Source organism: Flavobacterium sp. TSSA_36 (assembly GCF_051547165.1).
Taxonomy (GTDB): Bacteria; Bacteroidota; Bacteroidia; order Flavobacteriales; family Flavobacteriaceae; genus Flavobacterium.
The window spans coordinates 122,741-134,803 of sequence record NZ_JBPTTP010000006.1 but is presented as its reverse complement, the minus strand read 5'-3'; the positions used below and the strand labels follow the sequence as shown (position 1 = coordinate 134,803).

At 34.5% G+C, this 12,063-nt stretch carries 11 protein-coding genes; 5 read left to right on the top strand and 6 right to left on the bottom strand.

Features of this window, described 5'->3' with window-relative positions; translation table 11 throughout:
* Positions 1 to 63 precede the first annotated feature (63 nt).
* Both ACSVH7_RS12370 and ACSVH7_RS12365 read left to right on the top strand, forming a co-directional pair.
* Positions 64 to 942: a bifunctional 5,10-methylenetetrahydrofolate dehydrogenase/5,10-methenyltetrahydrofolate cyclohydrolase gene (locus tag ACSVH7_RS12370; protein ID WP_438067007.1), complete on the top strand. Its 879-nt coding sequence runs from the start codon at positions 64 to 66 to the stop codon at positions 940 to 942.
* Positions 943 to 1,167: 225 nt separating this feature from the next.
* A complete protein-coding gene (locus ACSVH7_RS12365) occupies positions 1,168 to 2,094 on the top strand; it encodes a magnesium transporter CorA family protein (protein ID WP_438067006.1) in 927 nt (308 codons plus the stop codon).
* Positions 2,095 to 2,197: 103 nt separating this feature from the next.
* Here the strand turns inward: ACSVH7_RS12365 and rluF are convergent, their stop codons facing one another.
* The 4 genes from rluF to ACSVH7_RS12345 form a co-directional block, all read right to left on the bottom strand.
* A complete protein-coding gene (gene rluF, locus ACSVH7_RS12360; RefSeq protein WP_438067005.1) occupies positions 2,198 to 3,010 on the bottom strand; it encodes a 23S rRNA pseudouridine(2604) synthase RluF in 813 nt (270 codons plus the stop codon).
* Between the two features lie 101 nt (positions 3,011 to 3,111).
* A complete protein-coding gene (locus ACSVH7_RS12355) occupies positions 3,112 to 3,942 on the bottom strand; it encodes an alpha/beta fold hydrolase (protein WP_438067004.1) in 831 nt (276 codons plus the stop codon).
* A 39-nt stretch (positions 3,943 to 3,981) separates the two neighbouring features.
* Positions 3,982 to 4,761 (bottom strand): zinc ribbon domain-containing protein, encoded by a 780-nt coding sequence (locus ACSVH7_RS12350; protein ID WP_438067003.1) that lies wholly within the window; start codon positions 4,759 to 4,761, stop codon positions 3,982 to 3,984.
* Positions 4,762 to 4,764: 3 nt separating this feature from the next.
* Positions 4,765 to 5,880 carry a Nif3-like dinuclear metal center hexameric protein gene (locus ACSVH7_RS12345; RefSeq protein WP_438067002.1) on the bottom strand — a complete coding sequence of 372 codons (1,116 nt, stop codon included), beginning with the start codon at positions 5,878 to 5,880 and terminating at the stop codon, positions 4,765 to 4,767.
* A gap of 234 nt (positions 5,881 to 6,114) precedes the next feature.
* Between ACSVH7_RS12345 and ACSVH7_RS12340 the strand changes: the two genes are divergently transcribed.
* The 3 genes from ACSVH7_RS12340 (at position 6,115) to ACSVH7_RS12330 (ending at position 8,728) form a co-directional block, all read left to right on the top strand.
* Entirely contained in the window at positions 6,115 to 6,852 is a 738-nt protein-coding gene (locus ACSVH7_RS12340; protein ID WP_438067001.1) for a hypothetical protein, read from the top strand.
* A 66-nt stretch (positions 6,853 to 6,918) separates the two neighbouring features.
* Positions 6,919 to 7,944: a tetraacyldisaccharide 4'-kinase gene (lpxK, locus tag ACSVH7_RS12335; RefSeq protein WP_438067000.1), complete on the top strand. Its 1,026-nt coding sequence runs from the start codon at positions 6,919 to 6,921 to the stop codon at positions 7,942 to 7,944.
* Positions 7,916 to 8,728 carry a purine-nucleoside phosphorylase gene (locus ACSVH7_RS12330; RefSeq protein WP_438066999.1) on the top strand — a complete coding sequence of 271 codons (813 nt, stop codon included), beginning with the start codon at positions 7,916 to 7,918 and terminating at the stop codon, positions 8,726 to 8,728. The genes lpxK and ACSVH7_RS12330 overlap by 29 nt, the downstream gene beginning before the upstream one ends.
* A 113-nt stretch (positions 8,729 to 8,841) precedes the next feature.
* On the opposite strand, the gene ACSVH7_RS12325 is transcribed toward ACSVH7_RS12330, so the two are convergent.
* Positions 8,842 to 11,028 (bottom strand): ATP-binding protein, encoded by a 2,187-nt coding sequence (locus ACSVH7_RS12325; protein WP_438066998.1) that lies wholly within the window; start codon positions 11,026 to 11,028, stop codon positions 8,842 to 8,844.
* A gap of 11 nt (positions 11,029 to 11,039) precedes the next feature.
* Positions 11,040 to 12,032 (bottom strand): type I glyceraldehyde-3-phosphate dehydrogenase, encoded by a 993-nt coding sequence (gap, locus tag ACSVH7_RS12320; RefSeq protein WP_438066997.1) that lies wholly within the window; start codon positions 12,030 to 12,032, stop codon positions 11,040 to 11,042.
* Positions 12,033 to 12,063 lie beyond the last annotated feature (31 nt).

The window sequence follows — 12,063 nt, the reverse complement described above, 5'->3', positions numbered from 1 at the left end:
AGGTTTAAACCTTTGTCTTTTATAACTATTTAAAACATAACACAACTAAATCAAATACAAATAATGCAATTATTAGACGGTAAAAAAACATCGGAAGATATCAAGAAAGAGATCGCCATCGAAGTACAACAAATGAAAGATAATGGGGAGAAAGTACCTCATTTGGCAGCAGTAATTGTAGGTACAGATGGTGCAAGTTTAACTTATGTAGGCAGCAAAGTACGCTCTTGTCAGCAAATTGGTTTTGAATCTACTTTGGTGAGTTTGTCAGAAAATATTACAGAAGAAGAGCTGTTGCTGAAAATAAAAGAATTGAATGAAGATGATGATTTAGACGGCTACATCGTACAATTGCCATTGCCAAAACATATTGATGAACAAAAAATATTAATGGCAATTGACCCAGATAAAGATGTTGATGGTTTCCATCCAGCAAATTTCGGAAAAATGGCTTTAGATATGGATACCTTTATCCCAGCAACTCCATTTGGAATCATGCAATTGCTAGAACGCTATAAAGTGGATACAGTTGGGAAGCATACAGTTGTTATTGGAAGAAGTCATATTGTGGGCCGACCAATGAGTATTTTGATGAGTCGTAAAGGGAATCCTGGTGATTCAACCGTTACCTTAACTCATAGTAGAACCAAAAACATTGAAGAATTTACTAAAAACGCGGATATCATCATCACAGCATTGGGTGTTCCTAATTATTTGAAAGCCGATATGGTAAAAGACGGCGTGGTTGTAATTGACGTAGGAATCACTAGAGTGGAAGACGCCTCCCACCCAAAAGGATATGTAATCACCGGTGATGTTGATTTTGATGGGGTAAGCAAAAAATCTTCATTCATCACTCCAGTACCTGGTGGTGTTGGACCAATGACCATAGCGATGCTGTTACAAAATACTTTATTAGCTAGAAAAATGAGAATGAAATAACAAAATATGGTATACCACTCTTAAACCTCAAATGAAAGTTTGGGGTTTTTTTGTTTAATGAATTTATTAATGATGCAATAGCTCTTTTTTTTAAAAATTAAAGAATACTTTTGCAAAACTTAAAAGTATTAGCCCAAATGGACGATTATTATTCGGAAGTATTTAAAATTTAAAGCTCTTGAAACTCATTTCAAGAGGCTGTAACTTAACCTATAGAATTTTGAAATGAAAGCGTTTTACAAAAATAATAACGGATTGATAGAGTCTAGTGTGTGGACTCCTAATTGTTGGATTAATGTTGAATGTCCAACAGAAGAAGAAAAAAAATATCTCTTAGAAGAACTCAAAGTTCCTGAAGAATTCTATAATGACATCGAAGATATTGATGAAAGACCCCGTATAGAAGTGGAGAATGGGTGGACTTTGATCATTCTCAGAATTCCCATAAACACCAATGATGTAAAATTGCCTTTTAATACTATTCCGGTTGGTTTAGTTTTTAAAGAAGATTTATGTGTAACAATCAGTTTTCATAAAACAGAAATGTTAAGTGATTTTGTGCTTTATACCAGACGGAAAAACAGCGATATTAAAGATTATTTTGATTTGGTTTTGAAGTTGTTACTGTCTTCAAGTGTTTGGTATTTGAAGTATTTAAAACAAGTCAATCAAAAAATTAAATTAGCAGAAGAAAACCTAGAAAAGTCCATCAAAAACGAAGAATTACAAGCCTTACTTCAAATAGAAAAATGTTTGGTCTTTTTTGTAACCTCTCTGAAAGGGAACGATATATTGTTGCACAAATTAAAAAATCTAAAAGTACAAAGAGAGTCTTTCGATCCCGATTTGTTAGAAGATGTAGAAATAGAATTGCGTCAAGCACAGGAAATGACGAACATTTATAGTGATATTTTGACTGGGACTATGGATGCTTATGCCTCGGTAATATCCAATAATATGAATACGATCATGAAGCAAATGACCTCTATTTCTATTATTTTGATGATTCCAACGGTTATAGCAAGTTTGTATGGAATGAATGTGCCGAATAATTTGGAAGAAAACAATTATGGAATGCTTATTTTGATTTTTGTATCGGTATTGCTCTCTACTTTTGGGGTGTTTTTATTTAAAAAGAAACGCTGGTTTTGATTGTTTTCAAAAAGGAGATGTTATAATTTTTACCCATAAATAAAGCCCGCTTTTTAGAACGGGCTCTTTAGCGCTATTACATCTTTTTTTATGGAAGGACTTCTTAATATTCTCCCCTTTTCTTAAATCTAGGATCGTCTTTTTTGAGGAACTCGGCTCTTCGTTTGGGAGCTTCTGTTTTGGGTAAACTGGCTTCTTCTGTTTTACTAGAAGGTTCGATTAGTGCGTTGAGCTCTTTGATTTCAGTATCGGTTAAATCTCTGTAGCGTCCTACAGGAATATCCAAAGAGATGTTAATGATTCGGATACGTTTCAAAGCAGTAACTTCATACCCTAAATACTCACACATTCTACGAATTTGACGGTTCAATCCTTGGGTCAAAATAATTTTGAAAATGTATTTACTAATTTGCTCTACTTTACACTTTCTAGTTACTGTATCTAATATTGGAACACCATTGCCCATTCGTTCGATAAAACGATCAGTAATGGGTTTGTTTACGGTAACCGTATATTCTTTTTCGTGGTTGTTTCTCGCACGGAGAATTTTGTTCACGATGTCTCCGTCATTAGTCATAAAAATCAGGCCTTCACTGGCTTTGTCCAATCGACCAATTGGGAAAATGCGTTTAGGATAGTTGATGTAATCCACAATATTATTTCGAACCTCCAAGTTGGTGGTACATTCAATGCCAACGGGTTTGTTGAAAGCTAAATAGACCAATTTATCATGCTTTTCGGTAATCAATTTCCCGTCTATGCGCACTTCATCTAGTGGTGAAACTTTAGTTCCCATTTCAGGAACCACACCATTAAGGGTTACTCGGCCATCTTCTATTAATTTATCGGCTTCTCGACGAGAACAATATCCCGTTTCTCCAATAAACTTATTCAGTCGTTTTAGATTTTCTTCCATAGTGCAAAAATACAAAAAGGAATAGCAGTTTAGAGCACTTATTGTGATACTTTATGTTGAAATATTACTCGATGGCTACAGTGAATCGCCATTTTTTTGGTTTATTCAAACAAAAATTGGGTTACTTTAGTATACAAATGACCATCATGCATACTGTGCCCTAATCCTTTAGTTTCTAATAAGTCTGCATTTTTCCAGGAATTAGCAATTTTTTTGGCTTCTGTAATTTTCACCACTGTATCTTCTATATCGTGGGCAATGAATCCTTTGGTACTAATTTTTTGTGCAAACAATTGACTGGAAAATTCATGAATATTCAATTTGAAATGTGTCAAATAATGGTTCTCAATATTTTTTGCAATGGTGGAATTGAGTTGGAGTAAGGAGATGAAATTAGAAAGAATAATATTGAAATCACTTGGAGCTCCTAGAATCACCATTTTTTCAATGTCTTTATTGCGATGTAAGGATTGATAGTACAAACAAGTTTGACCGCCTATTGAATGACCAATTAAGTAGTTAGGCTTAAATTTTTGGACAGTTTGATGGATAAAAGCTGAATATAGAGGAATGCTAAATTCAGTTCCACTGGATAAACCATGCGCGGGAGCATCTATGGCCACAATGGTACTGCCGGATTTTTGAAGAAAGGGTAGTAAGTTTTCCCATCGAGAAGCGTTGCTTTCCCAACCGTGTACTAATAAAATTACGGTATCGTTACCTTTCCAGGTATACGTTTGAAAACACGAATCTCCGTGCTGTATTTTTTCTGTTTTGGCTTCCTGAAGAATCTTCGGAAGTTGCTCAGGAGAAAGTTTCCCTTTTCTAGGCTCACTAAAAAGGGCATAGGCACATTGTGTAGCTTTCTTGGGAAAAGCAATGCTTAAAATATTAATGGCAAAGCCAATAGCTTTAATGTAAAGGGTTTTCATTTTAAAAGAAAAGCCTCCATTGCGGAGGCTTTACATGAATTATATAGTAGCAAACAATTGCTCCATTTTTTCTCTTTCTTCTTCGGCTAATACACTGTCGACTAAGATTCTTCCGGAATGTTCATCAATAATGATTTTTTTTCTTGCAGCGATTTCCACTTGAGTTTGTGGCGGAATGGTAAAGAATGAACCTGCAGAAGCACCTCTTTCAATAGAAACTACCGCTAAACCATTACGAACGCTTGTTCTAATTCTGGTGTAAGCGGCTAATAAACGCTCTTCAATAGTAGCTTGAAACTCTTCTGATTTTTGAGTCAAAAACATTTCTTCCTTTTGAGTTTCAGCCATGATTGCTTCTAACTCTGATTTTTTATGCTTTAAGTGAGATGATTTAGCTTCTAATTTTTCTCTTGAATTCGTAATTACTTCTTTTTTGTGTTCGATAGAAGCTTTCATTTCTTTAATTTGCTTTTCAGCCAATTGAATTTCTAATTCTTGAAATTCTACTTCTTTAGTCAAAGAGTTGAATTCTCTATTATTACGAACTGTTTCTTGTTGTTTGGTGTATTTTTTGATGGCTTCTTTGTGTTCATCAATAGCATTTTTCTTTGCTTTAATCAAGTCTTCGATCACCTCAAGATCCGCTTTTAATTTTTCAGTACGGGTGCTTAAACCTGCAACTTCGTCTTCTAAATCCTCCACTTCTAAAGGAAGTTCTCCTCTAACGTTTCTGATTTCGTCAATTCTTGAGTCGATAAGTTGTAAATCGTAGATTGCTCTTAACTTTTCTTCAACACTTAATTCTTTCGTAGTAGCCATATTCTATAAGTACTTAACTGGATTTGTATTTTCTTCTGATAAAACGATTCCGCTTGGTAGCGAGACGGGTGCAAAATTAAGGATTTTTTTTCGAAGATACTCAACAATATAATTTTTTGTATAGCGTTCACTTTCAAAATGTCCGATATCAGCCAAAAGGAGTTGGTTTTCTGCTTCATAAAACTGATGGTATTTCAAATCTGCGGTCAAATACGCATCGGCTCCTGCTTGGATGGCATGTGAAATGGCATAACTTCCAGCGCCTCCCAAAACCGCTACTTTTTTTATTGGCTTTCCTAATAATGAGGAATAGCGAATGCCTCCTGCTTGCATTTTTTCTTTTACAAAATGCAAAAATGCCAATTCTTCCATTGGAGTTTTTAATTCGCCAATCATTCCAAGCCCAATTTTTTGATAATTATTTTGCAAATCAAAAATTTCATAGGCCACTTCCTCGTAGATATGAGTATCAAAAAGCGCTTTAAGGATTTTGGATTGTAAGTGTTTTTCAAAAACTACTTCAATGCGAGTCTCCGTTCCCGTTGACAAAATACCACGTTCTCCAATCACCGGATTACTGTTTTCGTTCCCTTGATAAGTAAATGTGCCTTCGGAATTAAAGCTACATTTGTCATAGTTTCCTATACTTCCTGCTCCTGCTTGAAACAAAGCATTGCGAACGGCATCAGCATTTTCGCGAATAGTATAAGTAACTAATTTGCGAATATAATTTTGTTTGGGAACCAATACTTTGGTATTGAATAAACCTAAGGCATCACAGAAAATTTTATTCACCCCTTCAGGATGATTGTCTAAAGCAGTGTGAACGGCATAAATTGCAATGTCGTTTTTAATCGCTTTTAGAATAGCCTTTTCAACATAATTTTTGCCCGTAATTTTTTTGATGCCCGAAAAAAGAATGGGGTGAAAGCAAACAACCAAATTGCAGTTTTTATCCATGGCTTCTGTAATCACGTTTTCTAAGGCGTCGTGACAAACCAAAACACCAGTAGTTTCGGCCTCTTGATTGCCTACCAGTAAGCCTACATTGTCAAAATCTTCGGCATAGCCTAGCGGTGCCATTTCTTCTAGTATGGTCAGGATTTGTTTTATTTTCATTCAAAAAATATTTTATATAGGTCAGAATTTGCATTTTTCTCAACATTGTGAGTGCTCATAATTGTTAACAAAGATACAGTTTTTCTAGATTTTTTATTTTGAAGATGAAAGAGAGTTTGCCCCTAGTTTTTGTTTTTTTTGGGATGTTTGAAGATTTGTTAACAGTAATTTATGATGTTTTTTGAAGGATAAACCAGGGAATTAATATTTTTGTAGTCTAAATATTATTTTCGTATGAAGCGATTTTTGCTGGTTTTTTGGTTTTTATTTGTTTTTAACGGAAATGCACAAACCACTACTTTTTTACGAGGCAAAGTAGTAAGTGATACTGTAGTCGTGAAAGGAGTCGAGGTAATCAATTTGAATACTGAACAAAGTACGAAAACGGATGAACATGGTTTTTTTGAAATTGGGGCTAAAAATAATGATGTGGTAGTATTGTATTCAAAGGACTATGTTTTTAAAAAAATGGTGATCACTCCCGCCAGTTTTAAAACCGATAGATTGGTTGTCAAACTTACAGGTTCGGCCATTGAATTGGATGAAGTTGTGGTTAAAAACAACACGATTAAAGTGCCGAAATTGAATTATGAGCAAGCCGCTGCATTGCGAATGGCAAAACAAGCCGCTATTCTCAAAAACCCTGCGGTATATGACGGGACTATTACTAACGGTATGGATTTTATTGAAATAGGAAGAAAAATTATTAGTCTATTCAAAAATTCCGAGAACCAAAAAAGAAAAAAACAAGCTAAGGAGGATTTTAAAACGTATGCACTAAATAATCTAGACGCTGATTTTTTTCAAGAAAAATTCAAACTTCAAAAACAGGAAACAGCTAATTTTTTGGAGTTTTGTGCGGAAGATCCTGAGTCAAAAAAAGTGTTTCTGAATAAAAATGAGTTGACTTTACTTGATTTTTTGTTTACAAAACATAAAGAATACATGGAAAGAAGAACTAGCCCTAATTAGTGTTATTATTGCTATAAAATGATGCTTCCTTGGGCATGTTTTAATATTTTGTTCTAATTTCGTAGTATGAAGTTACTCCGAACCTTGTTGTTTCCTTTGGCCATTATTTATGGTAGCATTACATTCATAAGGAATTATCTTTTTGATGTTGGATTGTTAAAATCCTATACATTTTCATTGCCCATTATTACAGTGGGGAACTTAAGTGTAGGCGGAACAGGTAAGACTCCGCAAATTGAATATTTGATTCGGTTGCTTTCAAATAAATATAGCGTAGCGACTTTGAGCAGAGGGTACAAAAGGCAATCCAAAGGGTTTATTTTGGCTGATGCTTCGGTCAATGCTGCGATTTTGGGAGATGAACCCTTTCAGTTTTTTCAAAAATTCCCTGCGATTCAAGTAGCTGTTGATGCTAATAGGAAAAACGGTATCGAAGAATTGTTGTCTCAAAAAAAGTCTCCAGAAATTATTTTATTAGATGATGCGTATCAACATCGTAAAGTAAAAGCAGGTTTTTATATTCTTTTAACGGCTTTTGGGGATCTATATGCCCATGATTTTCTATTGCCTACCGGTAATTTAAGAGAAAGTAGAACAGGAGCCCAAAGAGCAGCGATTATAGTGGTGACTAAATGTCCTAAAAACCTTTCTGAGGCAGAGCAAATAAGCATTGAAAAGCAGCTCAATTTATCCGAAAATCAACAATTATACTTTACCTTTATTGAGTATGAGGATTCGATTTACTCAAAAGAGACTAAGTTGAAATTGGCCGATTTAGGCAATGAATCCAAATTGCTTTTGGCAGGAATTGCAAAACCAGAACCTTTTTTTGAGTACCTAAAAAAAGAAAATGACCTTTGTTTGACATTTCCAGATCATCATCATTTTAGTGAAAGCGAAATTACTGCTATTCAAAAACAAGCCAAGGGAAGAAAAATTATTACTACTGAAAAAGATTACGTTCGTTTGAAAGACTCCATGCTTTCCGAACAATTGTATTATTTACCAATTCGAAGTTCTTTTGTCAATAATGAAAAAGAATTCGATCAAACCATTTTAGATTATGTGGGAACAAGTGCAAGAAACCGTTAGTTTTATTCAAAATAAAATCAATTTTACACCCGAATATGGGGTGATTTTAGGTTCAGGATTAGGAAGTTTTACGGACGAAATGGAAATTGTGTACACTTTGCCGTATACTGAAATTCCAAATTTTCCAGTATCCACTGTACAAGGTCATAAAGGTGCCCTGGTTTTTGGAACTATTGGAGACAAAAAGGTGGTGGCGATGCAAGGTCGTTTTCACTATTATGAAGGGTATTCGATGAAAGAAGTGACGTTTCCTATTCGAGTAATGAAATATCTAGGTATAAGCAAATTGATTGTTTCTAATGCTTCTGGAGGGGTGAATTCGGAGTACCAAGTGGGTTCGATAGTAGTATTAAAAGATCATATTAATTTTTTGCCTGAACATCCATTGCGAGGTAAGAATGATGAACGTTTTGGTCCTCGTTTCGTGAATATGAGTGAACCCTACAGCCGAAAAATGATTGTGCATGCTTCCCACTTAGCAAAACAATTAGCCATTAAAATACATGTTGGCATCTATCTAGGTTTACAAGGTCCCACTTTTGAAACTTTGGCGGAATACAAAATGGTGAAAATTTTAGGGGCTGATTGTGTAGGAATGTCTACCGTTCCTGAGGTGATTGTAGCACGCCATATGGAAGTGGAGACTTTTGGGATTTCAGTAATTACCGATATGGGAGACGCAGATAGTATTGATAGTATTTCTCATGATGAAGTATTGGAGGCTGCAAAAGGGGCAGAACCCAAAGTCAGAAAATTAATCCGTGAGTTAATAATGACTTATTAAGTTTTTTTGTCTGAAATTTGAATGGGATTTTAAGTTTTATAATAACCCGCAATGTTCGACTTTTTGAAGAAGAATTTAGTGACAGTAGATTTCTAATGTGAATAAATCTCGGTTTAAATATATTTAGAAATAGTGGTGTAAAATTCTTCTGGAATAAAAGGCTTGGTGATAACATCGTTCATGCCGTAAGAAAGTAGCATTTCTCTGTTTTCATCCAGGGAAATAGCGGTTAAGGCAATAATTGGGGTTTTGGTGTCAAAATTTCTGATTTGTTGGGTCGCTATTGTTCCATTTATACCTGGTAAATGTACGTCCATTAAAACCAAATCATATTCATGTTCTGTGTCATTCATTAATTGTACAGCACCTTCACCGTTGTCAATAATAAGACAAATAATTCCTTTGTTTTCAAGCATTTTTTGGGTAATCATTTGGTTGATTTTGTTATCTTCTACCAATAATATTTTTTTGCTTTTGAACTGATTTTCATCATAATTGGCGACTTTTTCAGGAATTTCTTCTAAACTTTCTGCTAATTTAAAAGGTAAAGTAAAGGAAAAAGTAGATCCTTTTCCTTCTTCGCTTTCAAGCTTAATTTTTCCACCTAAAACTTTAACTAATTTTTTTACAATGGTCAAGCCGAGTCCTGTTCCGCCATATTTTCTATTGATTTCTACGGATCCTTGAGAGAAATTTTCAAAGACTAATTTAAGTTTGTCTTTCGGAATTCCAATTCCGGTGTCGATGATTCTGAATTTTATTTTGGTGTCTTCCTCATTTATATAAATCAATTTTGCGACTATTGTTACTTTTCCATCATGAGTAAACTTCAGTGCATTGTTGATTAAATTTAAAAACACTTGAGACAATTTAGTTGGGTCACCAATTAAATACTCAGGAATTTCGCTATCAAAATGAAGCTCAAAGCTATTGTTGTTTGTAACCGCAAATTTGTGTAAGGAACTTTGGATGTTCTCTAAGAGTTCTTTTAAATTAAAAGAGATACTTTCTAATTCTATTTTATTAGATTCAATTTTGTTGATTTCTAGTATCTCATTGATGAAAGTAGCCAAATAATTTCCTGAAAATTGTAGGGAAGCTAAATAATTTAATTGAGATTTTTTAGGTTTTTCTTCTAGTAATAAATGGGTGATTCCGTTAATAGCATTTAGCGGTGTTCTTAATTCATGACTGACCGTTGAAAGGAATTCCGCACGGGCTTTTGAAGCTTTTTCGGCATTGTTTTTAGCAATGATGAGCTCTTGATTTTTTTCTTTAAGCAGGTTGTTGGATTCGTTTCTAATGATATTGTTTTTGTAAAGGGATAAACTTAAGAGTGATAAAATAGTGATGAGTGCTATGGCCAAAATATTAATAAGCTTAGAATACCTGCTAGTTTCTTCTTCCTTTTGTTTTTCTTTATTTTTTTTAATGGTTGTTTTGTATTCTTCGTCTAGTTTGAATTTTTTAAAATTTTCAATGTTTTGTTGCGCATTTATTTTTTGTGCCAAATGCATTTTTAATAAATGATATTCCTCTAAGTAGGAATAAGCTCGATCAAAATTTCTCAGACCCTTGTAACATTTGCTTAAATTAAGTAGTAACGTTTCCTTGTTTTTTAAATTTTTTGTGGTCTGATTTAGGGGTAAGGCTTTTTCTAAGAAACGCTGAGCAACCGAGAAATTTTTATTCTTTAAGGCAATAATTCCAGAATATAAATACACTTCTTCGAGAATGTTTTTTTCTACATTGGGATCAAGTTTTAGTAGAAGGCTTTCGAAATTATTAGAGGCTGTTTGTAATTGATTTTTGTTGAAATAGGTTTTTGCTTTTCTTAAAAGCAAATGATTTCTTCTGCTGTTTTCGCTGCTGTTTGTGAGTTTTATGCTGTCGGCTTTTGAAAAAAGTGCGGTAGCTTTGTTCCATTCCTTTTTTTCAAGAGCACAGAAAGCCGCGAAATATAAGGCTTTGAATTTGTTGAAGTCTGAGGGAGATAAGTTGTTTAGTTGAATACTGTGTTCAAAATAGTACTGTGCTTCATGGAATCTTTTAAGATTAAAATACATTTTACCTAAGTCGAAACTTTGTTTAATTTGAGCTTCAATATTTTTAGAGGTTTGTCCAAATTGAAATGATTTATTAGCAAAATATAATGCCTTTTCATAATTGTGAATTTTGAAATTATATTGCGATAAATCATGGTAAATAGAAATACTATCGATGATTGGTGTACTCGATGCGAAGAGCAGAGTGCTGCTCGCTAAAAGGGTCATCAAAAAGTATTTTATTTTTTGTTTCATTTTCTGAACCTCTATTTAGTACGTAAAATTAAATCAATGATTCTAGAGGAATACCCTATTTCGTTGTCATACCATCCTACGACTTTTACCATTTTGTCTATGACAGAAGTAAGCTGACCGTCAAAAAGGCAAGAATGGGAATTTCCCAGAATATCTACTGAAACGATGGGGTCTTCTGTATAGTCTAAAATTCCTTTTAATTCTTTTTGTGCAGCATTTTTAAAAGCTTGATTGATTTCTTCAATGGTCACGGCTCTTTTGACATTAAAAGTAATATCAGTCAATGAACCATCCGGAACCGGGACGCGAATGCCACAGCCTCCAATTTTCCCTTCTAATTTAGGGAATATTTTTGTGAGTGCTTTGGCTGCACCTGTTGTTGTGGGTACGATCGATTGACTTGCGCCACGCGCTCTTCTCAAGTCTTTGTGAGGTTGGTCGTGAAGACTTTGATCAGTAGTGAAAGAGTGTATGGTGGTAATATAAGCTTGCTCAATACCGCATAATTCATCTATAATCTGGATCATAGGTGCTGCGTTATTTGTGGTGCAGCTGGCGTTGGATATAATAGTTTCGGTTCCGTCAAGGATGTGATCGTTTACGCCTAAAACCACCGTTTTTATTTGTTCTACTTCAGCGGGAGCTGATAGAATCACTTTTTTGGCACCGGCTAAAATATGTGCATTGATCTCTTCGAAAGTTTTGTATCTACCCGTAGATTCGATGACATAGTCGATGTTGTGTTTTCTCCAATCCAGATTAGCTATGTTTTTCTCGTTAAAAAACAAGTAATGTTTATCGGCCACGATTAAATTGGTGCCGTCGTGGCTTACTTTTTCGGATAGGATTCCATGGATACTGTCGTATTTTATCAAATGAGCCATTGTTGCCACATCAGCAATGTCGTTTATGGCGATAACTTCAATTGTAGGGTGGTTGACTAAAAGGCGAAATAAATTTCGGCCAATGCGTCCAAAACCATTAATTGCAATTCTTGTTTTCAATTGTTTATTTGGTGTTTTTTTTGGGGAATCC